Origin of the sequence: Sinorhizobium alkalisoli, assembly GCF_008932245.1 — a bacterium.
Classification (GTDB): Bacteria; Pseudomonadota; Alphaproteobacteria; order Rhizobiales; family Rhizobiaceae; genus Sinorhizobium; species Sinorhizobium alkalisoli.
The window spans coordinates 1,455,406-1,481,328 of sequence record NZ_CP034909.1 but is presented as its reverse complement, the minus strand read 5'-3'; the positions used below and the strand labels follow the sequence as shown (position 1 = coordinate 1,481,328).

General features: G+C 62.6%; 19 protein-coding genes, 1 pseudogene and 2 riboswitches. Of the genes and pseudogenes, 13 read left to right on the top strand and 7 right to left on the bottom strand.

Translation table 11 applies throughout. The features are described 5' to 3' along the window. Positions 1–46: 46 nt before the first annotated feature. Positions 47–124, bottom strand: a riboswitch (glycine riboswitch). Next, positions 125–212, bottom strand: a riboswitch (glycine riboswitch). Positions 213–431: 219 nt separating this feature from the next. Together EKH55_RS29710 and EKH55_RS07330 are read left to right on the top strand one after the other, a co-directional pair. Continuing rightward, positions 432–827, top strand: a complete 396-nt coding sequence (locus EKH55_RS29710) for a hypothetical protein (protein ID WP_151611248.1) — start codon at positions 432–434, stop codon at positions 825–827. A gap of 90 nt (positions 828–917) precedes the next feature. Further along, positions 918–1,883 carry a DUF1775 domain-containing protein gene (locus tag EKH55_RS07330; RefSeq protein WP_151611247.1) on the top strand — a complete coding sequence of 322 codons (966 nt, stop codon included), beginning with the start codon at positions 918–920 and terminating at the stop codon, positions 1,881–1,883. Positions 1,884–1,925: 42 nt separating this feature from the next. Here the strand turns inward: EKH55_RS07330 and EKH55_RS07325 are convergent, their stop codons facing one another. Continuing rightward, positions 1,926–2,312 (bottom strand): hypothetical protein, encoded by a 387-nt coding sequence (locus EKH55_RS07325; RefSeq protein WP_069457398.1) that lies wholly within the window; start codon positions 2,310–2,312, stop codon positions 1,926–1,928. 273 nt (positions 2,313–2,585) lie between these two features. Between EKH55_RS07325 and EKH55_RS07320 the strand changes: the two genes are divergently transcribed. From EKH55_RS07320 to EKH55_RS07290, 7 genes are all read left to right on the top strand, one after another. After that, positions 2,586–2,789, top strand: a complete 204-nt coding sequence (locus EKH55_RS07320) for a hypothetical protein (RefSeq protein ID WP_131820465.1) — start codon at positions 2,586–2,588, stop codon at positions 2,787–2,789. A gap of 184 nt (positions 2,790–2,973) precedes the next feature. Beyond that, a complete protein-coding gene (locus tag EKH55_RS07315) occupies positions 2,974–3,405 on the top strand; it encodes a CHRD domain-containing protein (RefSeq protein WP_151611246.1) in 432 nt (143 codons plus the stop codon). A 585-nt stretch (positions 3,406–3,990) separates the two neighbouring features. Beyond that, positions 3,991–4,158, top strand: a complete 168-nt coding sequence (locus tag EKH55_RS29355) for a hypothetical protein (protein WP_192803754.1) — start codon at positions 3,991–3,993, stop codon at positions 4,156–4,158. Between the two features lie 194 nt (positions 4,159–4,352). Further along, complete coding sequence (locus EKH55_RS30145) at positions 4,353–4,532, top strand: hypothetical protein (protein WP_151611960.1); 180 nt, start codon at positions 4,353–4,355, stop codon at positions 4,530–4,532. A 257-nt stretch (positions 4,533–4,789) separates the two neighbouring features. After that, on the top strand, positions 4,790–5,011 hold the full coding sequence (locus EKH55_RS07300) for a GcrA cell cycle regulator (RefSeq protein WP_069457487.1): 222 nt from the start codon (positions 4,790–4,792) through the stop codon (positions 5,009–5,011). Between the two features lie 249 nt (positions 5,012–5,260). Next, positions 5,261–8,230 carry an NAD(P)-dependent oxidoreductase gene (locus tag EKH55_RS07295; RefSeq protein WP_151611244.1) on the top strand — a complete coding sequence of 990 codons (2,970 nt, stop codon included), beginning with the start codon at positions 5,261–5,263 and terminating at the stop codon, positions 8,228–8,230. A 203-nt stretch (positions 8,231–8,433) separates the two neighbouring features. Beyond that, the gene (locus EKH55_RS07290; RefSeq protein WP_069457401.1) at positions 8,434–9,177 is read left to right on the top strand and encodes a dimethylsulfonioproprionate lyase family protein; all 744 of its coding nucleotides are present in this window, start codon (positions 8,434–8,436) and stop codon (positions 9,175–9,177) included. A 60-nt stretch (positions 9,178–9,237) separates the two neighbouring features. On the opposite strand, the gene EKH55_RS29350 is transcribed toward EKH55_RS07290, so the two are convergent. Together EKH55_RS29350 and EKH55_RS07280 are read right to left on the bottom strand one after the other, a co-directional pair. Continuing rightward, entirely contained in the window at positions 9,238–9,480 is a 243-nt protein-coding gene (locus EKH55_RS29350; RefSeq protein ID WP_192803753.1) for a hypothetical protein, read from the bottom strand. Positions 9,481–9,700: 220 nt separating this feature from the next. Next, a complete protein-coding gene (locus EKH55_RS07280) occupies positions 9,701–11,764 on the bottom strand; it encodes an ATP-dependent helicase (RefSeq protein ID WP_151611242.1) in 2,064 nt (687 codons plus the stop codon). Positions 11,765–12,151: 387 nt separating this feature from the next. Between EKH55_RS07280 and EKH55_RS07275 the strand changes: the two genes are divergently transcribed. Together EKH55_RS07275 and EKH55_RS29700 are read left to right on the top strand one after the other, a co-directional pair. Continuing rightward, positions 12,152–12,415 carry a hypothetical protein gene (locus EKH55_RS07275; protein ID WP_151611241.1) on the top strand — a complete coding sequence of 88 codons (264 nt, stop codon included), beginning with the start codon at positions 12,152–12,154 and terminating at the stop codon, positions 12,413–12,415. An 80-nt stretch (positions 12,416–12,495) separates the two neighbouring features. Continuing rightward, a pseudogene (locus EKH55_RS29700) lies at positions 12,496–12,687 on the top strand (IS3 family transposase); the annotation flags it as partial. 162 nt (positions 12,688–12,849) lie between these two features. On the opposite strand, the gene EKH55_RS07270 reads toward EKH55_RS29700, so the two are convergent. The 3 genes from EKH55_RS07270 to uvrA all read right to left on the bottom strand — a co-directional run bounded on the left by EKH55_RS07270 (position 12,850) and on the right by uvrA (position 21,226). Continuing rightward, positions 12,850–16,641 carry a vitamin B12-dependent ribonucleotide reductase gene (locus EKH55_RS07270; protein ID WP_151611240.1) on the bottom strand — a complete coding sequence of 1,264 codons (3,792 nt, stop codon included), beginning with the start codon at positions 16,639–16,641 and terminating at the stop codon, positions 12,850–12,852. Between the two features lie 695 nt (positions 16,642–17,336). Beyond that, positions 17,337–18,140 (bottom strand): DUF72 domain-containing protein, encoded by an 804-nt coding sequence (locus EKH55_RS07265; protein ID WP_151611959.1) that lies wholly within the window; start codon positions 18,138–18,140, stop codon positions 17,337–17,339. A 164-nt stretch (positions 18,141–18,304) separates the two neighbouring features. After that, positions 18,305–21,226, bottom strand: a complete 2,922-nt coding sequence (uvrA, locus tag EKH55_RS07260; RefSeq protein WP_151611239.1) for an excinuclease ABC subunit UvrA — start codon at positions 21,224–21,226, stop codon at positions 18,305–18,307. A gap of 264 nt (positions 21,227–21,490) precedes the next feature. Here uvrA and EKH55_RS07255 point away from each other — a divergent pair, with 264 nt between their 5' ends. Beyond that, positions 21,491–22,006 (top strand): single-stranded DNA-binding protein, encoded by a 516-nt coding sequence (locus tag EKH55_RS07255; RefSeq protein WP_069457410.1) that lies wholly within the window; start codon positions 21,491–21,493, stop codon positions 22,004–22,006. A gap of 102 nt (positions 22,007–22,108) precedes the next feature. On the opposite strand, the gene EKH55_RS07250 is transcribed toward EKH55_RS07255, so the two are convergent. Then, entirely contained in the window at positions 22,109–22,738 is a 630-nt protein-coding gene (locus tag EKH55_RS07250; protein WP_069457411.1) for a MarC family protein, read from the bottom strand. Between the two features lie 338 nt (positions 22,739–23,076). Between EKH55_RS07250 and gyrA the strand changes: the two genes are divergently transcribed. Continuing rightward, positions 23,077–25,860: a DNA gyrase subunit A gene (gene gyrA / locus EKH55_RS07245; RefSeq protein ID WP_151611238.1), complete on the top strand. Its 2,784-nt coding sequence runs from the start codon at positions 23,077–23,079 to the stop codon at positions 25,858–25,860. Positions 25,861–25,923: the final 63 nt, after the last annotated feature.

Sequence of the window (25,923 nt, the reverse complement as noted above, 5' to 3'; positions counted from 1 at the left end):
GCGCCACGCGCCGGCTCACACTACCGGCGTCGAGCGCCGACAAATTCGAGCCCCCTCTGTCCCTTTGCCTGAGATTGTTATCCCTTCGGCGAGCGTGAAAACGCTTCTCTCCAGAGTCCTTACCGGTATCCCGTCGGTCCTTTGGCCTGAGAGTTTCCGGGGCGGTGGCTCCTTCGGCACCGGATTGAACCGGTTTCTCCCAACAAGATCGTATCCAGATAACGGCGAAGTCCGGATTTTGGCAAGGGACAATGTCGCGTCCAAGCATATTTTTGTCGCCATGGCCTTACCGCGCCGTAACCCTTCGGATCCACGCATCGTGTTTACCGAGAATGGATGCACTGGCGCCGCGGCCGAGAGCGCCTGCGGCGATTCGGCTTTTGCATTTGCTGGCGGTTGTGGGTTACGAAGATCCTATCTATGAGGCGATGATGAGCGGGCGTGGGGAAAATCTCGGGATTGCGGTGCGGCTGCTGGCAGCTTTCGCACTCCTTCTCCTTGCCTTCGCCCACAAGCCCGGCGTCGCGCAGCATGCAAGCCCGGCGCTCTCAGCCGAATACCGTCTTCCCGACGGCGCTTTCGCGGATATCTGCTTCGGCACGCATGGGGTCGACGGCGGCCCGCAACGCGGGAAGGCGCCTGCCGTGGCGCCAGTGTGCGAGGCCTGCCGCCTCGCCGCATCGATCCTCTTGCCGTTACCGCCCAAACAAAGCGGGCCGGCAGTAAACGGCAGTTGGATGGCATCCAGGCCGGCCGTTGCGGACCAGGTGACATCTGTCGCCCGACGCTTGCTGCCGCCATCGCGCGCTCCGCCGGCTTTTTCGTAGCTCTCCCCAATCAAAACCTTAGTGCATTTCGCCGCCCGGGCGGCACCACAGAGCCCATGGATCAAAGGCGCGTGGTTCGGAGATTACGAGATGAACAGACTTACCTTTCTCACCGCCGGCATGACACTTGTCGCCGGCATGGCCCACGCGCATGCGACCTTCGAAGTGGACCAGGCGCCCGCCGAAAAGACCTTCAAGGCGGTTCTACAGGTGCCGCATGGCTGCGACGGCAAGGCGACGACCGAGGTGCAGGTCAGACTGCCCGAAGGTTTCGTCTTCGCAAAACCGCAGCCGAAGCCCGGCTGGGAGCTTGAAATCATTCAGGGTGACTACCAGAAGACCTATGACAATCACGGAACAAACATATCCTCCGGCCCGATCGAAATCCGCTGGAAGGGCGGCAATTTGCCCGATGCGTATTACGACACCTTTGTGATCCGCGGCAAAGTCTCCGGCTTCGACAAGGAAACGGTACTCGCCTTTCCGACGGTCCAGTTTTGCGGCGCCGATGGCAAGGTCGCCTGGGATGAGGTGCCGGCCGCCGGGCAAGACCCCCATTCGCTGAAAAATCCGGCGCCGACCGTAAGCGTGACGCTCACGGGCGGGGAGCATGCCCATGGCGGGCACGGCGGAGTTCAGGCCTCCGGCCCCGTCGAGGCGGGGGATCTCGAAATCTCCGGCGGCGCGGTGAAAGCCATGTTGCCGGGCGCCAAAGTCGGTGGCGGCGGTATGATCGTGAAAAACAACGGCAGTACCGACGATCGGCTGATTGCGGCGGAAAGCTCGGCCGCAGGCCGCGTCGAACTCCACGAAATGACAATGGAGAACGACGTGATGAAGATGCGCAAGCTCGAGGACGGTATCGTCATCCCGGCGGGTGAGACCGTGGACCTGACGCGCGGCCAGTTGCACCTGATGTTCATGGAGGTGACGAAGCCCTTTGCCGAAGGCGATGCGGTCCCCGTTACGCTCACTTTCGAAAAAGCGGGCAAGGTGGACTATGTGCTGCCGGTCGGCAATGCCGCCGGCGATGAGAACCAACACAAGCACAAGTGAACGCCGGTCGGACGGGAGCGGGCTCAGGCTCGCTCCTTCGGGTCATCCCCTTTGGATGAACTGCTCGAGCATGACGGAGAACTCGTCGGTCTCCTGCTCCTCGTCCGCCTCGGGCTCAACCGGCCGGTCGTCTGCCTGGCCGCGGTCTCCTTCCTCGTCCTGCATGAATTCGAGGTAACGACGCATAGTTTCCGCCGCACTCTCCTGCGGCGTTCGCCGTTCGGCGCTGATCAGCATCAGCGCTTGGCACAGGGCACCCTTGGCTTTCGCAATCGGCGCGGGCGCTACGTTTTTGCGCTCGACCGGACGGGCCGAAAGCAGCGTGATCGCCTCGTCGGCGGGGCCGTCGCCGCGTATGCGCGCGGACGGCTTGACGGCTTCCGCCGCATAGGCCGCCGTCGTTGCGGATACGGTTACAACCTGGGTCACCTTTTCAATCCCCGGTTACGCTCTTTTCTCCTCTGTGCCAGATTTCCTTTGATCGCCGGTGAAACCCGGCGGTTGCATTTGATGCAAATGCCGGATTTGCGGGCCCAGAGGGGCCGCGGCGACGCGGCGCGCTACATCTTACTGTTCCTTTAATCGACTTCGACCTTTGCGCGGGACGCGGGCGCTTTAGGGCAGGGGTTGCAGGCACGCCCTCTTTCGGCGGTCTGGGCGAATGGCGGCCCGGCATGTACAATCGACGTGCGACGCAGGGCAATGACGCCGATCCTCTCCCCCGGGAAAGAGATGGGGGACCTCAATCATTCCGGAAAGGACCAGCTCATGCGGGCGATCATATTGCTGATGGCACTCGTAATTCTCGGCGCCTGTTCACAGACCGGGAGCCCCACGGTTTACCACCACTACCAGCCGGGCCAGGGCGAATACTATACGGGCATTGTGCCGCCGACGCCGATCTAAGCGGCGCCGTATGCGCGGACGGCTTCCGCCCGGCCGCGCTGCGGCAGATCTTCGAGCTATGGCATACAGCCGTCCCCTGTCCGACGGCCGCTTGCGCGTTATCTACTCTCCACTGCGTTTCTATCTTTGCCTGGATGTATGCGGCAAAGAGCGCAGAAACCACGTGAAATCGGAGGAATGAGCCATGCAGTCGTGGACAAAGACGACCGGTATCGTCGTTGCGCTGGGCTATCTCGCCGCAGCTTCGATGGGGTTTGCCGAGGAGATGAAGTTCAAGGCAGAACTCAAGGGAAGCGAGGAGGTGCCGCCGGTCGAAACCAGTGCGACGGGAACGGCCGACGTCACCTATGATACGGAAAGCAAGAATCTCACTTGGACCATCGAGCATTCGGGGCTCAGCGGCGATGTCACCGCCGCCCATTTCCACGGACCTGCCGCATCCGGCGAAAATGCGCCACCCATGGTGCCGATCGAGGTGTCGGCGCTCTCTGAAGGTTCTGCGACACTGGACGACACCCAGGCTGCGGCGCTGACCGAAGGTCGCTTGTATGTGAATTTGCACACGGCCGCCCATCCCGACGGTGAAATCCGCGGCCAGGTCATGAAAGCTGAATAGGGAAAGCGGAACAAAGATTGCCGAGGGGCGGGCGGCAAAGCCCGCCCCTTCCATTCCGACAGGTTTGCCGGGAGGCGCGCGCGATCACGGTCATGAGATTTGATCGCGCCTGGATGCCGGAATATCAATGATCTGCAATGCGTTGGAGAGGACGATTCGATGCGCAAGATCATGCTGTTGCTGGCATTGGTGGCCCTGGCGGCGTGCCAGTCGGGAAAGGTTTACGTTGGCGGGGATGGTGAGTATTACGAAGGCATCGTCCCGCCCCGATGAACCACCGTCGTCTATCTGACGCTGGCGGCGATGATGGCTGGACTGTCGGATCCGGATGGGCGCTCCTGTGCTGGGTGTGACGCTGTGGCTGCAGCGCAAGGGAGAAGGGGAGGATGATTCCCCCTAGCGCATCTGCGCGCACCCGATTTTCGGAAGTCTACGCACACCCGAACGGTTACAGACACCTTTGCGGACACGCGGCGCCGTAGACATTGAATGGCAGACATCATCTGCCCGTCGATGCGACCGGGACAATGAACGATCAGGGCACTCAAGCGTTCCTTCTGTCCCGAATGCATGGAGGAGATCACCATGCGCCGCGACAGCCAACGCTTCCCGGTGGTCGAGTTGATCGCGCTCATCGTTTCGTTGACATTGGTTTTGGCGATCATGATCGTGACGCTGCTCCCGGCTGATCCGGTCGATATGCTGGCCGAAGTGCCGCCCGCGGAACCGGTCGAGCATTCGCCCCTGCAATGATCTGGAAAACGGTGCTGTTTGGCGCCGGCCGGGCGATGCGTGCTGCCGACCGCAAAGAGACTGCATCCCGATCTGGAATCCGGTCGCCGCGATACCAATATCAGATCCACCATCATCGAAGCTGCTTTGACTGGAGGATCAAAGTGAACTGGTACCGCTTTTCGGACTTGGCCATTGACGACGATGAAATCTCGATGCTTCGACGCGTTCACATTCACGTCTGCTCCTTGAAGGATATGGAGCCGGAGAGCGAGGGCGGTGCCGAGATCGGCAAGATGCTCTTCCACCTCTATCGGCAAGGTGTAAGGAGCGAGGTGGGCCTGATGCGGATGGTGACCGCGGATGAACCTCCTCCGGCCTTGGAAGCCGAGTAACGCCCGCGGGCGGGACGCCGATCGCGCACGCGTCGGCACGCACCCGCGATTTTGAACTTTTTGCGGGCGCGAATCGTTTCCCATTACCGCGCAACAGCGTGGAGGAGGTTGTCATGCGTCGCGATATGCAGCGTTTCATGATGCTGGAACTGATCGCGGTCTTCGCCGCGCTCGCGGTGGTTTTCGCCATCACGGTGCTGACGCTGCTTCCCGGCTGACCGATCAATGCGGAGGGAATGCAGTCCATTGGTGCGCTCATGACCAAATTCGAAACAGATTTCGCCCCTGCAAATCAGTACGACGCGGACAGGCTGGCATTCGCCAAACGGCTCGAAGACCTGCGCCCGGGCGAGTGCACCTGGCCGATCAACAGCGGCGGCCCCTATCTCTTCTGCGCGGCTAAGACGGACGGAAAGAAATATTGCGCGCACCACAAGGCGAGATTGCTCCACAAGAAAAGCGGGCAAGGCGGGGAGTAAAGGCCCTTCCGAACCGCCGGCCAGGCGGGCCGGCCCGCTCCCGAGCGCCATTCCCCGCTGAATGTCGCAATTGAATGGGCACATCGTCGAAAATGTGCGGCGCGTCCGGACGATTTCTCCAACATTATGCGCCCGAACGGTCCTGCCTAGTCAGGAAGCCCATTTTCTGAAGTGGAAAAGGTTTCCGGCGGGCGACAACAGGGAAGCGGTCACGGTCGCTCCCCGACAATCGGAACCAGAGGGTTATAGATGATATCCGACGCAGAATTGCACGCGCAGCGGCTCGATGCGCTTGAGTTGACAAAGAATGGCGCTCCTTCGCTGCCCTCGAATCCGTTCTTCGGGGTAGGGCCGATCACCGACGCTGCGACGGATGAGGTTGACAGCCGGCTTCGCCGCCTCGAATTCGATCGCTGGCTCGAGAAGACCTATCGGAAATATGACGATACCGGTAAGGACATCGGCGCTTTCACCACGGCGGAACTGTCGCGCAGCATGCATCGCGGTTACCCGGCGGACAAGATCCTGCTCGACATGATGCGGGCGATCCATCGCTACTTCGAATTTCCCAAGACCAACCGTATCGCCGTAGGGCTGGGCGGCGGCCACAGCGGCTACACCGTCTGCGTTCAACATCTTCTGAATGCCAACGACGCCGACCAACGCGTCTATGTGGACACGCCGCGTCCCGAAAGCGGCGGTGCCGGCGCATCCGGCTTCTTCCGCCAGTCCTGGGCGACGCAGCTCATCGAGATGCACCGCTTCGCCGAGAAGGGCGACGAGAACAGGATCTATTTCGCGGAGAAGGAGGGCGCGATCCCGTCGGCGCGGACCCTTGCCAGGCTCGGCGTCTCGATCTTCGTCGGAGTCGGCCACGAGACCACCGGCGCGAATTCCTACACCAACGAGGAAATCAACGAACTTCTGACGTGGCTGGATGGCGATCCGGAAAACAGGCATGCCGTGTTCGACGCCACTTCCATGCTCGGTGCCATGCCCTGGGAGCCCGAGGTCGTACGGGCCGTCATGGCGAAATGCTGCCTCTTCATGCCTTTCCAGAAGGCAATCGGCGGCGTTTCCGGCTACTTTGTCGCTTCCTTTACGCCGGCCGCTCTCGCGCTGATCGAGCGCAACCAGAGCAATCCGTCCTGGGCGATCCCCCGTCAGTTGAAGATCGCGCCGCCGCTCGATCCGAAGCAGCCGCTGAGCAGCAAGCGCTCCGTCGATGCCGGCCCGTTCTACGACGCCCAGGAAGACAAGATGCTGGGTGGTGTCATCAACACCTACAGCGCGCTCGCCTTCGCCGAAACGACATTCGGCCTGCTGCAGACCGAGCGCCGGATCGGCTCGGTCATCGAACTGAACAAGCGCTCCTCTGCGAACCGCGAAGTCATCAACGAGTGGGTCGCGAAGAATCCGCTGTTCAGCCTGGTGGTCGACGAGCGGGAGCGCCGGGGCGCGGCCGTTACGTTGCTCAAGGTCAATGACGGCGAGCTCTCGTCCTCCGACCTCCACGCCCGCATCATCGCACGCTCGAAGCAGCTTCTGGGCTACGAGGGCATCACCCACCCCAATGGTGATCACGAGACCGGGCTCGACGCGGCGCGCTACGTCAACGCGTTTCCGGGCACGCCGGGCGATTATCGCGCCTGGGTCGGCGGCATCCGCGAGCCCGCGGACATCGTCGCGCTCCTGGAAAACCTGAAATACGCCTATCTTCGCGCCAAGGTCGTCGTGCTGGAAGAGGACCTCGAACGGAGAGGCAGCAAGGTCGAATATGCCGAAAGCAGCGGCGCTTCCGCCGCCGGCCCACGCGAGGGCACCTTCAAGGTGCTGATCGCCGATGCGATCGGCCTGCGCTTCGATGCGGAAGGACGTCTCGACCACAGCGAACTCGCGGCCTATATCGGCGAAAAGGGATGCGTGTTCCACGAGGGCTCGGTTACGACCGCCGGCGCGACCGACGACAGCAGGGTCCACTTCTTCTACCAGCCGCATCTCAGCACCGCCGACGAAATCCTGGCCGAGACCGATCAGGGCCAATATGACGCGGTGATCGCAGCCGCGACCTTCATTCCCGCGGGAGCGAAGTTCCGTCTTGGCGGCGTCCGCATCGGCACCGGAACCGGCAATATGGGATCTGCCTCCTGGGGCGGCCCCAACGGCGAGGGAGGCGAGGCCCCCCTCATGAATACACCGGGCATCAACAGCCGCGCGACGGCGCAGATGGCCGCAAAGGCGCTGCTCAAGGTCACGCCCGATCTTCCGGTGGCGGACCTGCACGCGCGCGTCGTGAATGGCGACTTCGACACCGGCAAGAACCTGGCCGAATACCCGACCGAGAAGCTGGAAGGCCAACGGATCGCCATTCTCGGCTACGGCAATATCGGCCGCGAACTCGCCCGGATCGCCAAGGCCTTCCACATGGACGTCGTCATCTATGCTCGTCCGGCTCATCGCGACAATATTTTGGCCGAAGGCTATGAGTATGCGGAGACGCCGGTCGCTGCGGCAAAGGGTGCCGATGTGCTCTCCGTCCATCTCGGACTGGGCAGGCAGGATCCCGCCACCGGCGCCTTCTCCAATGCGGGGCTGGTGGGCCGCGAGGTCCTGTCCGCGCTGAACGAGCGGTCCGTGCTCATCAATTATGATCGCGGTGAACTGGTCGACGTCGCAGCGCTTGATGAGGCGCTGGCATCCGGCAAGGTCCGGCATGCGGCCATCGATGCGGACCTCTTCAAGGGTCCGGAAGGCCCGACCGGACCGATGAAGCCCTATCTGTCGCTGCTTCCCAAGCATGCGGACAAACTCGAGCTTCTTCCGCATGCGGCCGCCGATACCGACCACCCGACCCGGGTCGCCGGTGCGAAGCAGGCCGTCGATCAGCTGCTCGACGCGATCCGGAACCGGGCTGTCACGAACCTCAAGGGCGATCTGCCGGAGGGCTATGTGTCGAAGGGCGCCAAGACGCCGCTCGGTATCGGACAGCTTACCAGTGCGGACGTGTTCCGGCTGGCGGAGAATTCGGAGCTCCTCGGTGAGCTGCGCGCTGTGAGCGAAAAGATCGCCGCGGTCCTCGGCGCACTGAACGCGGTTTCGGACGAGGCGCATCGGTCCCGCATCGTCGCGCGTTATCGCGCGCTCCTCGCCGACAGCACGCTCAGACAGCACAACCTGCTGAAGGCCGCGGGACTGCTCGCTCCCGCCGCCAAGGAATAGTTCGGACGAACGCGCCTGGCCGGCGATCCGCCGGCCAGGCATAACTGTCGCGTGATTCCGTAAGCTTTTCAGCGCGAACTCGGCAATCACGACTGAATATCCGCGGAAAGGCTTCTTGCTGCGCTGCTTCATCCATGCAATGTCGATACGCACGGGTGGTCAGGCGTCGAACTGGACGTCCCGTCGCATGAGGGCAAACGGAAATGAAAGAGCCAGAGCGCCGAGGCGGAAGAGCTGTCGCGGTTGATCGCAATCCTGATGCCGGCACCATCCGTCAGGCCTCGAGAGCGCGCTCGAACTTCAGCTGCGATCCGTCGCCGGTCGGCAGGGCGCCCATCATGGTCTGGGGAAGCCGCCCGAAGAACCTGCAGACTGTGATCAATGTCGCGGCGAACCTCTTTCTCGCCCCTGACGTACCGGTGATGGCGAAGTACGTTGCCGGAAAGATCTTCCACACGCTGATGAAACCGTCATCGCTCTACAGCGCCGGCGGCAATATATTGCCGGCTGCCGAACATCTGGCCGAAACGCTGGCGGAAGCAACCAGGCTCGGTGGAACGATCGGCGCCATGGCCGATGCGATCCTGGCGATCGCGCCGGAATTGCGCTGGTACCGTTCGAGATCGGGGCCGTTTGCCAGCGTCAATTTCGCGCGCGACCATGCCCATGCATCCATCATCGGCCCGGGTGGCATCGAGGACCGCGACGACGTCCATATCGGCCTGACCGTCATGGGGCCTTACAGCCGGTTTCCCGACCACCGGAGAAAATTCCCGACCGCTTATCTGCCGCTTTCCCGCGTGGAAGTGCTATCGGATGACGGCGACTGGACTGTCGCCGATCCCGGCCGGGCGTTCTTCGTCGAGGAGGGCAGGGAGTTCGCGATGCGCTGCACCGGCAATCCTCTTCTGTTGCTTTGGTGCCAACGAACGGGATCTGAGGCGTAAGCGGCGCAAGCCCGCTTCCAGGCATTGCTGCATCTCTTCTCATACCGAACTCGATTTGTCTCATGTCGGCGCGGCGCCAATGCTGTCACTCAACTGCACGATGTTGAAGATCGATTTCAAATGGCGAGTTTTATGAAATCTGCAAGACAGCAACTCGCCGTGGCCTCCCTTCTTGCGGCTGCGTTCGCATTCTCCGCAAGCGCCGAGAATCTGCCGCAACCAAATCGTGAAAATCATACGCATGGTCAAAGCATGAAAGATTTCATCGCGGCCAATCCGGACTGCCTCGAGTTTACCGATCAATGTTCGATTTGCTCATTGGTCGACGGAATCGCTGAGTGCTCGACACCCAAGATTGCCTGCACAAAAGCGAAGTATCAGTGCACGCTACAATCCAAGTAATGAGAATTTTCAACGAAGTTGGATGGCCGCCGGTGACAGAATGTCATCGAGGTTTGCTCGGAACGCACGTTATCTTACAGTCGCGCGTCATGGTAGTGGAGGGGTGTGTGTCTTTCGACTTCTACTTCCACATGCCCCGCATTCGGGCCGCGACATCGATGCGGATCTGCTTCGCGCTTCGCTCGGAGGCGGCCGGGCTGACGGTCGGCCAGGTTCCACTCTCGAAGAACTGCAGCAGCGTCGCCGGGATGAAGCGTGTCCGGCTCGCATAGACATGGCGATCCCCCTGCGCGTGCTGGCCGCTGGTGAAGAAGCGCTGGGGCACGATCAGCGTCAGGCTGTCCTTGGCGCGCGTCATGCCGACATAGAGGAGCCGTCGCTCCTCTTCCAGATCGTGGCTCGTGCCCGTGCTGAGATCCGACGGGATGCAGCCGTCGACGACATTGAGCATGAAGACGGAACGCCATTCCTGGCCTTTGGCGGAATGAATGGTGGAGAGCACGAGATAATCCTCGTCGAGCAGAGGCACACCGGACTGGTCGCTCGTCGCGTCCGGCGGATCGAGCGTCAGCTCCGTCAGGAAGCGCTCGCGGCCCGGATAGCCGGCGGCGATCTGCTCGAGCTGCATGAGATCGGCCCGGCGCGTCTCGGCATCCTCGTGCATCCGCTCGAGATGGGGTTCATACCACGTCCGCGCCATCGCGATCTCCGCCGGCCAGCCGCTGCCGGATTTGCGTAAGGCCTGCAGCAGATCGACAAAGGAGCCCCAGTCCTGCCCGCTCTTCGGTGGAGCGGGTATCTCGCCGAGCGCCATCAGCGGCTCCGGATCGGCCGCGATGGCGTCGAGAATCTTGCCGGCGGTCTGGGGGCCAATGCCCGGCAGCATCTGCAGCAGCCGGAAGCCGGCAACCCGGTCTCGTGGATTTTGCGCGAAGCGCAGCACGGCGAGCAGGTCCTTGACATGGGCGCTGTCGAGGAATTTCAGCCCGCCGAATTTCACGAAGGGGATGTTGCGGCGGGTCAGTTCCACCTCGAGCGGCCCGCTGTGGCTCGATGTGCGGAACAGGACCGCCTGCTGCTTCAGCGGCATGCCCGATTCGCGATTGGCGAGGACCTGCTCGACGATGTAATTCGCCTGGTCCGCCTCGTCCTTCACGGTCAGGAGTTTCGGACGGTCCGCCGATTGCCGCTCGGTCCAGAGATTCTTGGTGAATCGCTCGCGTGCCAGCTCGATGACGCCGTTGGCGGCCGCGAGGATCGTCTGGGTCGATCGGTAGTTCCGATCGAGCGTGATGACGTCGGCCGGCGGCGAGAAGGCCTTCGGAAAATCAAGAATGTTGCGGACCGTCGCGGCCCGGAACGAATAGATGGACTGAGCGTCGTCGCCGACAACGGTGAGGCCACGCCCACCGGGTTTCAGCGCCAGCAGCACGGAGGACTGGAGCTTGTTGGTGTCCTGATACTCGTCCACGAGCACATGGTCGAACCGGTTGCCGATGTCCTCGGCCAGTGACGGATCGCTCACCATCTGCGCCCAGTAGAGAAGCAGATCATCGTAATCGAGAACATTCTGCGCCTGCTTGGCTTCGACATAGCCGGAAAAGAGCTGCTTCAACTGCTCTTCCCAGCTGGCGACCCAGGGATACCAGTTGCGGAGCACGTCGTTCAGCGGCGTCTCCGAATTCACCGTCCGCGAATAGATCGCCAGACAGGTGCCCTTGGTCGGGAACCGGCTTTCGGTCTTGGAGAACCCGAGCTCGTGCCGCATGAGATTCATCAGGTCGGCGCTGTCCTCGCGGTCGTGGATGGTGAAATCCACACCAAGTCCGATCTGCTCGGCATAGATCCGAAGCAGCCGGGCGCCGATGCCGTGAAAGGTCCCCGCCCAGGTGAGGGCGTCCGACATGACAGCGGAATTGGCGCCGAGCACCTGCGCGCAGATGCGCTCGACGCGGCGCGACATCTCGGCGGCGGCTCTGCGCGAAAAGGTCATCAGCAGAATGCGGCGCGGGTCGGCGCCATTGACGATCAGGTGGGCAACCCGATGCGCGAGCGTGTTCGTCTTGCCCGATCCGGCCCCGGCGATGATCAGCAGGGGCCCGGCGCCAGTTTCATCCTGTCCGACGCCATGCTCGACGGCGCAGCGCTGCCTGTCGTTCAGCTTCTCAAGATAGCTCGCGCTCATTCGCCCCCGTCAATCCGTTCCGTCATGAGTCCCTCCATACCCGATCACGGTCGGCGCTTCACGGGGGAATGAGCCGATCAACCGGGAATCCACGGGCGGGAGAGCCGGTACCCACGGCGATCGCACGGCCGCCGCGTTTTCCCATTGGTGCCATCCAGCAGCCAGCGGCGGTGATCATGAGATTGCATCGGTGGCTTGGCATGGTGTTCGACTCAGCAAATCAACTTTATGTTCGCCATACGTTCATGCAAGAGAAAACGCGTCAACCGTCGCCTTACTCCTGGCGGACCGTCGTTCCGATGGGGGCGCGCTGTCTCGGGGTGCTGCTTTTTGCAATCGCGGACCGAAAACCGCCCGCTGGCGAACCAAGCTGTGCTATACAGAGGAATGACAGAGACCGAACAAGAGTTTGAATTTTCAGAATTCTCCGGAGAGTTCGTCGAGGACGAGGTTACGGTGATATTGCGCATCTACCGGCCCGCCGGCACCAATCACGATTGGACGCTTGAAGTGTTCGACGAGGAAGGAAACACGACTATTTGGAATGATACCTTCGATACTGATCGAGACGCGTTCGAAGAATTTCTGGCGACCGTTCAGCGTGACGGCATCCGCAGCTTCCTGGATGAGCCGGTGCAGAGGCTGCATTGACTGCTTGGGGCGCGTTGATTTCGATCCGATTCACGGCATCACCGATGCCGCGCCGAACGCCGAACGAAATGAGACCTTCTTCGTCTCTGAACCATGCTCGATCAGCGCATCAAAGCTGGCGCAGCTGCCACACCGATCCCGACCGCACTCTGACCTCGGGCTGGCTGACGCAGGCAGAGTTCGCTCAGACCGTCACCCGGGGACGTGACGCGGCGCTGCGTAGCCGAAATAGCTCCGCACCGCAACCCGCTGCTACCGGTAGACTTCGCTGAGATTTCGATCACGTATCGAGCGGCCGATGACCGTCGACGGGAGAGCCAGCCAAGAAGGCGACCGCAGGCCGCCTCCTTCTATCACGTTGAACTTGGCCAAATGCTTGGGGTCGTTCTTCATGTACCACCGCCGCCGCCGCCGTCGTCGTCGTCGCCTCCCGTTCAGCTGCACCCGCTCGTCGCACCGCACGTGTCGCACTTCTCGCACGTGCCATTCCTCACCATGGTGAAGTTCTGGCACTCGGTGCACATGTTGCCGGTGTAGCCCTGCATGATCGAGCGGGCGCGGCGTTCGGCTTCGACCTTTTTCGCCTCCGACTTGGCGGCAGCGGCTTCCGCGGCGGCCTTGTCGGAGAAGAGGGCGGTTACGTCCGGTTCCGCTTCGCCAGCGACCTCTTCGGCGAGTTCGGCGGCGCGTTCCTCATAGTCGCGCTTGAAGGCCACGACTTCGGAAGTGGCGGCAGCTGTCGTCGGCTCCAGCTTGCGGGCGGCACTGCCCGCAAAGGAGGTGACGGTCGCGCCGCCGGAGGCGCGGGCAGGGGCCGCGGTCGAGGCGCCCTTCGGCTCGGAGCGCTCGCCCGAGCCGCCGACGATGGTCGGCTTGTAGCCGCGGGTCCAGCCGGTCGAGACGAGATTGGTCTTGCCTTCCTGGATGCCGCGGCCGAGCGCCGTGTTGCTGAAGTCCGACGTGTCGACATGGGCGAGGTCGTGGCGGCCGAGATAGGAGACGGCAAGCTCGCGGAACACGTAGTCGAGGATCGACGTCGCGTTCTTGATCGCGTCATTGCCCTGCACCATGCCGGCCGGCTCGAACTTGGTGAAGGTGAAGGCCTCCACATATTCCTCGAGCGGCACGCCATATTGCAGGCCGAGCGAGATGGCGATGGCGAAGTTGTTCATCATCGCACGGAAGGCGGCGCCTTCCTTGTGCATGTCGATGAAGATCTCGCCGAGGCGGCCGTCGCCGAATTCGCCGGTGCGCAGATAGACCTTGTGCCCGCCGACGATCGCCTTCTGGGTATAGCCCTGGCGGCGGTTCGGCAGTTTCTCGCGGGCGCGCACCACCTTCTCGATGACGCGCTCGACGATCTTCTCGGTGACGGCGACAGCCTGGGCTGCGGCCGGCGCCTGCAGCAGTTCCTCGATCGCCTCTTCGTCCTCCTCGTCCTCGATCAGCGAGGCGTTGAGCGGCTGCGACAGCTTGGAGCCATCGCGGTAAAGCGCATTCGCCTTCAGCGCCAGCTTCCAGGAGAGCATGTAGGCGTTCTTGCAATCCTCGACGGTCGCCTCGTTCGGCATGTTGATCGTCTTGGAAATCGCGCCCGAAATGAAGGGCTGGGCGGCCGCCATCATGCGGATGTGGCTTTCGACCGAAAGGTAGCGCTTACCGATCTTGCCGCAGGGATTGGCGCAATCGAAGACCGGCAGGTGCTCGGCCTTCAGGAAAGGCGCACCTTCGAGCGTCATGGCGCCGCAGACATGGATATTGGCGGCCTCGATGTCCTTCCGCGAGAAGCCGATATGCTCCAGAAGGTTGAAGTCCAGCGAGGCGAGCTGCTCGTCCGTAACCTTCAGCGTCGCTTTCAGGAAGTCGGCGCCGAGCGTCCACTGGTTGAAGACGAACTTGATGTCGAAGGCGGATTTCAACGCAGCGTTGACCGCCTCGATCTTCTCGTCGGTGAAGCCCCTGGCCTTCAGCGTCGTCGGATTGATCGCCGGCGCCTGGTTAAGGTTGCCGTGGCCGACGGCGTAGGCCTCGATCTCGGCGATCTGGCTTTCGGAATAGCCGAGCGTGCGCAGCGCTTCCGGCACGGCGCGGTTGATGATCTTGAAATAGCCGCCGCCGGCGAGCTTCTTGAACTTGACCAGCGCGAAATCGGGCTCGATGCCGGTGGTGTCGCAGTCCATGACGAGGCCGATCGTGCCGGTCGGCGCGATCACCGTCGCCTGGGCATTGCGGTAGCCGTGCTTTTCGCCGAGCTCGACGGCCTTGTCCCAGGCGCTTTTGGCATGCGCGATCAGGTCCTGGTCCGGGCAATCGGCATGAACGAGCGCGACCGGATCGACCGACAGGCCCTCATAGCCCGAGGTCTCGCCATGGGCAGCGCGGCGATGATTGCGCATCACGCGCAGCATGTTGTCGCGGTTCGGCGCAAAGCTCGGGAAGGGGCCGAGCTTGGCCGAGATCTCGGCCGAAGTGGCATAGGCGATGCCGGTCATGATCGCCGTCAGCGCGCCGGCAATGGCGCGGCCCTCCGGCGAATCATAGGGAATGCCGGAGGACATCAGCAGACCGCCAATATTCGCGTAGCCGAGGCCGAGCGTGCGGTATTCATAGGAGAGCTCGGCGATTTCGCGGGACGGGAACTGCGCCATCATCACCGAGACTTCGAGCACGATTGTCCAGAGGCGAACGGCGTGTTCGTAATCGGCGATGTTGATCCGCTTCGTTGCCGCATCCTTGAACTGCATCAGGTTGAGCGAGGCGAGGTTGCAGGCGGTGTCGTCGAGGAACATGTATTCCGAGCACGGATTTGACGCGCGGATCGGGCCGGCGGCCGGGCAGGTGTGCCAGTCGTTCATCGTCGTGTTGAAATGCAGGCCCGGATCGGCGGAAGCCCAGGCGGCATAGGAGATCGACTCCCAGAGGTCGCGCGCCTTCAGGGTCTTCATCACGCGGCCGTCCTTGCGGGCGGTCAGGTGCCAATCGCCGTCGGCCTCGACGGCGCGCAGGAAGTCGTCCTTGATGGAGACGGAATTGTTGGAGTTCTGGCCGGAGACCGTCAGGTAGGCTTCCGAATCCCAGTCCGTGTCATAGGTCTTGAACTGAATGTCCTTGTAGCCCTGACGTGCGAACTGGATGACGCGCTTGACGTAGTTTTCCGGAACCGCGGCCTGCTTGGCGGCGCGGATCTCGCGTTTCAGCACCGGGTTCTGCTTCGGGTCGAAGCAGGCGTCGTCGCTGCCGTCGCAATTGACGCAGGCCTTCATGATCGCCTTCAGGTGCCTGGCGACGATCTTGGAGCCGGTGACGAGGGCGGCAACCTTCTGTTCTTCCTTGACCTTCCAGTTGATATAGTCCTCGATATCCGGATGGTCGATGTCGACGACGACCATCTTGGCGGCGCGGCGCGTCGTGCCTCCCGACTTGATGGCGCCGGCGGCGCGGTCGCCGATCTTCAGGAAGCTCATGAGGCCGGAGGATTTGCCGCCCCCCGACAGCCTCTCGCCCTCGGCGCGAAGGTGGGAGAAGTTCGAGCCGGTCCCGGAGCCGTATTTGAAGAGGCGCGCTTCCCGCACCCACAGATCCATGATGCCGCCCTCGTTGACGAGGTCGTCGGCGACCGACTGGATGAAGCAGGCATGCGGCTGGGGATGCTCGTAGGCGGATTTCGACTTCGTCAGCTTGCCGGTGAAGGGATCGACATAGAAGTGGCCCTGTCCGGGGCCGTCGATGCCATAGGCCCAGTGCAGGCCGGTGTTGAACCATTGCGGCGAGTTGGGCGCGACGCGCTGGGTGGCAAGCATATAGGCGAGTTCATCGCGGAAGGCGGCCGCGTCTTCGTCCGTGTCGAAATAGCCGCCCTTCCAGCCCCAGTAGGTCCACGTGCCGGCCAGGCGATCGAAAACCTGGCGTGCATCCGTTTCGGAGCCGTATTGCTCATCCTTCGGGAGCGCTTTCAGCGCGTCCGTGTCCGGAACCGAGCGCCACAGGAACGAGGGCACATCGTTTTCCTCGACGCGCTTCAGCTTCGCCGGAACGCCGGCCTTGCGGAAATATTTCTGCGCAAGGATATCGGCGGCGACCTGGGAGAACTGCGCCGGCACGCCGATGTTCTCCAGACGGAAAACGATCGAGCCGTCCGGGTTCTTGATCTCGCTCGTCGCCTTGCGGAATTCGATCTCGGCATAGGCGGATTGCCCTGCTTTGGTGAACCGACGTTCGATCTTCATTGTCCCGTGTCCTTATTGCCTTCGCGCCGATTGAGCGCAGTTGACCCCGCCCGGCCGCAAGCGTTCTGCAGCCAGCTCCAGCTTTCGTCCGTTTTGAGAAACCCAAGCTCTGGGTGACCCTGTATCTTGTGATTATCCTGGCTACAAACGCTAAATATAGTATTAACAGCTTGTTTACGCCAGTCCGAAATCGCCCCGGCAGCACCCGCAACCGCGCAAAGCTCCGCCGTTGCCGCCACACCGAGACTGCCCGTTTGGCCGCTGGTCAGAACCGACGATTTGGAGGGATGAACCGGCCGCTTGACTATCCGGTCCGCCGCCGTCGCAACGTGAAATCCATTAACCGTGAATCGGCTTTGGGCGTCAAGGGGTGGTTTATGACGGAAGTTTGACCCCTATATCTTGTGTGGATGGGTTGTGGAAAACGGGGACATCAATCAAGTCGTTGAAAATCAGGCACTTCCGCCGGTTGTCTGCGCCGGCGGCGAAGCTGCAACCGTGAAACCGAATTTTTTAGGGGTAAAAATAAGGGGTAGGGAGACATCGCAGCGCCACTCGTGATTGCGTGCCGCGCCGCGATGTGATGCGTCCGGCGTGCCGATTCGCGACCGCGGCATGAGGCGTCACAGAGTCAGGGCCAGCCACATCTCGGAAGCGTCCAGCCCGGCCCGTGGAGACAGGCCGCTGGGCCGGCCTCAATCAACGCGTTTCTGCAACTCCCGCGCACCATTCGGCGCATTGACCTTGCCCGAGCTGATGAAGAAGGCAAAGACGTCGCGCGGGCGGCTTTCCGCCTTTCGCTCCGGCGCGCTCTTTTCGAGGCCCTCCGGCTCGCGGCCCGTGGCAAAGGTCTTGAGCCGCTCGGCCCAAAGATCGAGGGCCTGCGGCGGATAGCAGGTTTCCACCTCGTCGCTGCCCTTCTGCAGCCGGGCATAGACGAAATCGGCGGTGACATCGGCGATCATCGGATAATCCGCATGCTCGGCGAGCACCGCCGCCACCTTGTAGTTGTCGAGCATTTGCACGAAGTCGGGGGTCTGGAAGGAGGGGTGGCGGACCTCGACCACGTGACGGAGCTTCAGTCCCTCCTGCTTCTCCGGCAGCAGCTTCAGAAATCCCTCGAAATCGTCGGGCTCGAATTTCTTGGTGGCGGCGAACTGCCAGAGAATCGGACCGAGGCGATCGCCCAGTTCCGTCAGGCCCTGGGTCAGGAATCGCTGCATCGATTCGCCGGCGTCGGAGAGGACCTTGCGGTTCGTCACGAATCGGCTCGCCTTCAGCGAGAAGATGAAACCGTCCGGCACCTCCGATGCCCATTTGGCAAAGGTCGCCGGCTTCTGTGAGCTGTAATAGGTGCCGTTGACCTCGATCGTGCGGAGTTCCTTGCCGGCATATTCCAGCTGCCGCTTCTTCGGGAGATCAGAAGGGTAAAAGCTGCTTTCCCACGGCTCGAAGGTCCAGCCGCCAATGCCGACGCGGATCGTTCCGGTTTCTGCCATCATCTCCTCCTCAGCCCGCGGCGCGGGGGCAATCATTTAAGGACCTGCTGCATGTGTCCTTGAATCGATTTCGATTGAAAGACAAAGACAGACAGCAATTCAAAGTGCGACAGCGACCTTCGCGCGTCCGATAAGACGCGCGGCGCCGTAGTCCTCAGCGCCGGTCACTCCGCCGCGACGGCCTTCTTCGTCGGGCGGCGCTCCAGAAGCTCCTTCAGGAACTGCCCCGTATAGGAGCGGGGTTCCTTCACGACGTCTTCCGGCGTGCCCTTGGCAATGACCTCGCCCCCTCCGTCGCCGCCTTCGGGACCGAAGTCGATGATCCAGTCCGCCGTCTTGATCACTTCGAGGTTGTGCTCGATGACGACGACAGAATTGCCCTGGTTGACGAGCTCATGCAGAACTTCAAGAAGCTTGGCTACGTCATGGAAATGCAAGCCGGTTGTCGGCTCATCGAGTATGTAAAGCGTGCGCCCGGTGGAGCGCTTCGACAGTTCCTTGGCAAGCTTCACGCGCTGGGCCTCGCCGCCCGAAAGCGTGTTAGCCTGCTGGCCGATCTTGATATAGCCGAGCCCCACCTGGTTCAGCGTCACCAGCTTGTCGCGCACCGCCGGCACGGCCTGGAAGAACTCGACGCCTTCCTCGACCGTCATGTCGAGGACGTCGGCAATCGACTTGCCCTTGAAGTGCACGTCGAGCGTTTCGCGATTGTAGCGCTTGCCGTGGCAGACGTCGCAAGTGACGTAGACGTCCGGCAGGAAGTGCATCTCGATCTTGATGACGCCATCGCCCTGGCAGGCCTCGCAGCGGCCGCCCTTGACGTTGAAGGAAAAGCGGCCCGGCTGGTAGCCGCGCGCCTTCGCCTCCGGCAGGCCGGCAAACCAGTCGCGAATCGGCGTGAAGGCGCCGGTATAGGTCGCCGGATTCGAGCGCGGCGTGCGGCCGATCGGCGACTGGTCGATGTCGATCACCTTGTCGATATGCTCGAAACCGTCGATGCGGTCGTGATCGGCCGGGTTCTCGCGCGCGCCCATGATACGGCGGGCGGCCGCCTTGTAGAGCGTTTCGACCAGGAAGGTGGACTTGCCGCCGCCCGAGACGCCGGTCACCGCCGTGAAGACGCCAAGCGGGATCGACGCGGTAACATTCTTCAGATTGTTAGCACGCGCTCCTACGACAGTGATTTCCTTCTTCTTTTTAGGCTTGCGCCTTTCGCCTGGCACGGCGACGGAAAGCTCGCCCGAGAGATATCTGCCGGTCAGCGACCCGGAATTGGCCATGATCTCGGAGGGCGTGCCTTCGGCCACGATCTCGCCGCCATGGATGCCCGCCGCCGGGCCGATGTCGACGACATAGTCCGCGGTCAGGATCGCGTCCTCGTCATGCTCGACGACGATGACGGTGTTGCCGATGTCGCGCAGGTGCCTCAGCGTGTCGAGCAGGCGCGCATTGTCGCGCTGATGCAGACCGATCGACGGCTCGTCCAGCACATAAAGCACGCCGGTCAGGCCGGAGCCGATCTGGGAGGCAAGGCGGATGCGCTGGCTTTCGCCGCCGGAGAGCGTGCCGGAATTGCGCGACAGGCTCAGATATTCCAGTCCGACATCGTTCAGGAAGCGCAACCGCTCGCGGATCTCCTTGAGGATCCGCACGGCAATCTCGTTCTGCTTGACGCTGAGCTCATGCGGCAGCGCCTCGAACCAGTCGCGGGCAGCCCGGATCGACATTTCCGTGACTTCGCCGATGTGAAGCCGGTTGATCTTGACCGCCAGCGCTTCCGGCTTCAGCCGGTAGCCGGCACAGGCGGGGCAGGGCGCGGCCGACATATAGCGCTCGATTTCTTCCCGCGCCCAGGCGCTGTCGGTCTCCTTCCAGCGCCGCTCGAGATTGGGCACGACGCCCTCGAAGGTCTTGGTGGTGTTGTAGGCGCGCGCACCGTCCTTGTAGTGGAAGGTGATCTTTTCTTCGGTGCCATGGAGGATCGCCTTCTGCGCTTCAGCCGAAAGCTCGCTCCAGCGGTTGCCGAGCTTGAAATCGAAGACCTGGCCGAGCGCTTCGAGCGTCTGGTTGTAATAGGGCGAGGTCGACTTGGCCCAGGGCGCGATCGCGCCGTCGCGCAGTGTCCTGTTCGGTTCCGGAACGACCAGCGCCTCGTCGATCTTCTGCTGGCTGCCAAGACCGTCGCAGGTCGTGCAGGCGCCGAAGGGATTGTTGAACGAGAAAAGCCGCGGCTCGACCTCCGGAATGGTGAAGCCGGACACCGGGCAGGCGAATTTTTCCGAAAACAGCACGCGCTCATGCGTCTCGTTGAGCGACTTGTTGGCCGCGCCGCCGGCCGCGGTTTCGTCCGGCGGCAGTGGTCGGTCGGCGAACTCGGCGACAGCCAAGCCGTCGGCAAGCGTCAGGCAGGTCTCGATGCTGTCGGCGAGGCGCGTGGCGAGATCCGGCCTGACGACGACGCGGTCGACGACGACGTCGATATCGTGCTTGAATTTCTTGTCGAGCGCCGGGACGTCGGCGATCTCGTAGAACTGCCCGTCCACCTTGACGCGCTGGAAGCCCTTCTTCATCAATTCGGCGAGTTCCTTCCTGTACTCGCCTTTGCGGCCACGCACGAGCGGCGCCAGAATATAGAGACGGGTGCCTTCTCCGAACTCCAGCACGCGGTCGACCATCTGGCTGACCGTCTGGCTCTCGATCGGCAACCCCGTTGCCGGCGAATACGGCACGCCGACGCGCGCGAAGAGCAGGCGCAGATAGTCGTAGATCTCGGTGACCGTACCGACCGTCGAGCGCGGGTTGCGCGAGGTCGTCTTCTGCTCGATCGAGATCGCGGGGGAGAGACCGTCTATCTGGTCGACGTCCGGCTTCTGCATCATCTCCAGGAACTGCCGGGCATAGGCGGACAGGCTTTCGACGTAGCGGCGCTGGCCCTCCGCATAGATCGTGTCGAAGGCGAGCGAGGATTTGCCGGACCCGGAAAGCCCCGTCATCACGATCAGCCTGTTGCGCGGCAGGTCGAGGTCGATTCCCTTGAGGTTGTGCTCGCGCGCGCCGCGAATGGAAATGGTCTTGAGTTCGCTCATCGGAAGCCAGCTTTGCAGGTCGTTTGAAGCCCCCTATGTAATGACGACTGCGCCCATGTCGAGGCGCAAACGGCGAAGAGGCCAATCAATTGCGATTCGGTTGACAGGATAATAGGCAATCGCTAGAACAAAAAAAGAACAAATATCAGTTGTGGATTACGCGCGGAGCGGGGCGTATCGACGGCGGCGGGCCGTTAAGATGCGCGCTCTTGGGACATCGGAAAGCCGGGCCGGCGGTTCGGCGGCAAGCACGGGAAAAGTGATATGGCTGGCAGCGTCAACAAGGTGATCTTGATCGGAAATGTCGGGGCCGACCCGGAAATCCGGCGCACGCAGGACGGTCGGCCGATCGCCAACCTGCGCATCGCAACCTCCGAAAGCTGGCGCGACCGCAATACCGGCGAGCGCCGCGAGAAGACGGAATGGCACACTGTCGTCGTCTTCAACGAGGGCCTTTGCAAGGTCGTCGAGCAATATGTGAAGAAGGGCGCCAAGCTCTATATCGAAGGCCAGTTGCAGACCCGCAAGTGGCAGGACCAGAACGGCAATGACCGCTACACGACGGAAGTCGTGCTGCAGGGCTTCAACTCGACCCTGACGATGCTCGACGGTCGCGGCGAGGGCGGCGGGGCCAGCCGCGGCGGCAGCGACTTCGGCGGCGGCGGCGGTTACGAGGAATACGACCAGCCGCGGCAATCCTCCGGCGGTCGCGCCGGCGGCCAGCCGAACCAGGGCGGCAGCAACTTCTCGCGCGATCTCGACGACGACATTCCGTTCTGATCGGGTGGCGGCGCTGCCTTGTGTCTTCGGCGCCGCGCGTCCTTTCAAGCGGCAGAATCCGTTCGGCCCGCTTCATGCGGGCCGTTTGCTTTTCTCGAACGATCAGATGCCAAACGCAGCGCGCACGCCGTCGACGACGAATTGCACCGCGAGTGCCGCAAGGATGACGCCGAGCAGGCGGGTGAGGATGGCCCGGCCGGTGACGCCGAGAAAGCGGTCGACCCGTTCGGCGATCACCAGAGCCAGGAACAGAAGCGCCATCGAGACCGCAATGACGGCGAGAAGCTGCAGGCGCTCGAGGACGGAGGGAAAGGAACTGCCGAGCAGGATGGTCGCCGAAATCGCCCCCGGTCCGGCGATCAGCGGAAGGGCAAGCGGGAAGACGGCAATATTGTGGATGTGATCCCTGGTAACGGCAGCCTCGCCGGTCTTTTCCTTTCGCTCCTGGCGCCGCTCGAAGATCATCTCGAAGGCGATCCAGAACAGCAGCAGGCCGCCGGCAATCCGGAAGGCGCCGATCGAGATGCCGAGCAGGCCGAGAATGCCGTCACCGAAAAGTGCGAAGGCCGCCAGGATGAAGAAGGCGATCAGCGAGCCGCGCGTCGCCACCTGGAAGCGCTGCTGCCGGTTCAAACCGACGGTGAGACTGAGGAAGATCGGCGCCAGACCCGGCGGGTCCAGCGTGACGAGCAGTGTCGTCAGCGCATTGATCAACAGGTCGATATCGATCATCCGTTCCCCCTTTACGGACTCCGGCTGGGTCCGGGTTGTGGAGCCGCATTGTTAGGCAAGCCACGCGCGCTTGGAAAGGGGCGGGCGGGGCGCCATCGAACGAGTCTCCCAAACGCCCCTGTAGTACTGTGAATTGCTGTCGGTTCCCGACGTCGATTTCAGTGGCCAAGCGTACCGCGATGGCTTAAACCGGCACGGCGCACACATGCCTCGAAAATGCCCGACCCGGAGGCGAAAGACTGTTCAAAACCTTACGCCGTATTGGCGCGAAATTGGCGCGCGAAGCCGCATTCGACTATAAAGAACCGACTGATTCTGAACAAAGATCGTGATCGACATTGACTGAACAAAGCACTCCCGGCGGCGGAAAGACTCCGCCAGGCATCGAGCCGATTTCCATCATCGAGGAAATGCAGCGGTCCTACCTGGATTACGCCATGAGCGTGATCGTCTCGCGCGCGCTTCCCGATGTGCGCGACGGGCTGAAACCGGTTCACCGGCGCATCCTCTACGGGATGAGCGAACTCGGCATCGACTGGAACAAGAAATACGTCAAATGCGCCCGCGTCACCGGTGACGTGATGGGTAAATACCATCCGCACGGCAACATGGCGATCTACGACGCGCTGGCGCGCATGGCGCAGGATTGGTCGCTGCGACTGCCGCTGATCGACGGCCAGGGCAATTTCGGCTCGGTGGACGGCGATCCGCCTGCGGCCGAACGCTACACCGAATGCCGGCTGCAGAAGGCCGCCCATTCGCTGCTCGACGATCTCGACAAGGAAACGGTCGATTTCCGCGAGAACTACGACGGCACCCTGCAGGAACCCGTCGTCGTTCCGGCGAAATTTCCGAACCTGCTCGTCAATGGCGCCGGCGGCATCGCCGTCGGCATGGCGACCAACATTCCGCCGCACAATCTCGGCGAAGTCATCGACGGCTGCATCGCGCTGATCGACGATCCGGCAATCGAACTGCCGGAACTGATGCAGATCATTCCCGGTCCGGACTTTCCGACGGGGGCGCTGATCCTTGGCCGTGCCGGCATCCGCCAGGCCTATGAGACCGGCCGCGGCTCGGTGATCATGCGCGGGCGCGCCCATATCGAGCCGATGCGCGGCGACCGCGAACAGATCATCATCACCGAGATTCCCTATCAGGTGAACAAGGCGACGATGATCGAGAAGATGGCCGAACTGGTGCGCGAGAAGCGCATCGAGGGCATCTCGGATCTCCGCGACGAGTCGGACCGGCAAGGTTACCGCGTCGTGATCGAGCTAAAGCGCGATGCCAATGCCGATGTCATTCTCAACCAGCTTTACCGCTACACGCCGCTGCAGACCTCCTTCGGCTGCAACATGGTGGCGCTGAACGGCGGCAAGCCGGAGCAGATGACGCTGCTCGACATGCTGCGCGCCTTCGTCTCGTTCCGCGAGGATGTTGTTAGCCGGCGAACGAAATACCTGCTGCGCAAGGCACGCGAGCGGGCGCATGTCCTGGTCGGTCTCGCCATCGCCGTCGCCAATATCGACGAAGTGATCAAGCTCATCCGCCACGCGCCCGATCCGCAGAGCGCGCGCGAGCAGCTGATGGAACGCCGCTGGCCGGCCCATGAGGTCGATGCGCTGATCCGGCTGATCGACGATCCGCGCCACCGGATCAATGACGACGGCACCTACAATCTCTCGGAAGAGCAGGCGCGTGCCATTCTCGACCTCCGCCTGCAACGCCTGACCGCGCTTGGCCGGGACGAGATCGGCGGAGAGCTCAACAAGATCGGCGAGGAAATCCGGGATTATCTCGACATCCTCTCCTCGCGGCTCAGAATCATGCAGATCGTCAAGGACGAGCTTGCCGCCGTCCGCAACGAATTCGGCACGCCGCGCCGCACCGAGATCGCCGATGGCGGTCCGGACATGGACGACGAGGATCTGATCGCCCGCGAGGACATGGTGGTGACCGTGTCGCACCTCGGTTACATCAAGCGCGTGCCGCTGACGACCTATCGGGCACAGCGCCGCGGCGGCAAGGGCCGCTCCGGCATGGCGACGCGCGACGAGGATTTCGTTACCCGGCTATTCGTGGCCAACACCCATACGCCGGTCCTGTTCTTCTCCTCGCGCGGCATCGTCTACAAGGAGAAGGTCTGGCGGCTGCCGATCGGCACGCCGCAATCGCGCGGCAAGGCGCTGATCAACATGCTGCCGCTCGAACGCGGCGAACGCATCACCACGATCATGCCGCTGCCCGAGGACGAGACGACCTGGGAAAACCTGGACGTCATGTTCTCGACGACGCGCGGCACCGTCCGCCGCAACAAGCTGTCCGACTTCGTCCAGGTCAACCGCAACGGCAAGATCGCGATGAAGTTCGACGAGGAGGGCGACGAGATCCTCTCGGTCGACACCTGCACCGAATTCGACGACGTGCTGCTGACGACGGCCCTCGGGCAATGCATCCGCTTCCCCGTCTCCGACGTACGTGTTTTTGCGGGGCGCAATTCGATCGGCGTCCGCGGCATCTCGCTCGGGGAAGGCGACCGGATCATCTCGATGGCGATCGTCGCCCATGTCGATGCCGAGCCCTGGGAACGCGCCGCCTATCTGCGTCGTTCGGCGGCCGAACGGCGGGCGACGACCGGCGAGGACGAGGAGATCGTACTCGTCGGCGAGGAGGTCACCAATGGCGGCGAACTCACCAACGAGCGCTATGAGGAACTCAAGGCACGCGAGCAGTTCGTGCTGACGCTCTCGGAAAAGGGGTTCGGCAAGCGGTCCTCGTCCTATGATTTCCGCACCTCCGGCCGGGGCGGCAAGGGCATCCGGGCCACCGACACCTCCAAGACGGCCGAGATCGGCGAACTGGTTGCGGCATTCCCGATCGAGCACAACGACCAGATCATGCTCGTGTCCAACGGTGGACAGCTGATCCGCGTGCCGGTCGACGGCATTCGACTGGCAAGCCGCGCCACCAAGGGCGTCACGATCTTCTCGACGGCAAAGGACGAGAAGGTGGTCTCCGTCGAACGGATCAGCGAGCCGGAGGGCGAGGACGGGATCGAGGAAGTCGTGACCGCCGGCGAGTCCATCGTGGCCGAGCCTCCGGCCGACGCGGAAGATTGATCTCAGGCGCATCGCGACAACAAAGCCCGCCAGACCGGCGGGCTTTTTCACAAGCGACCCTTT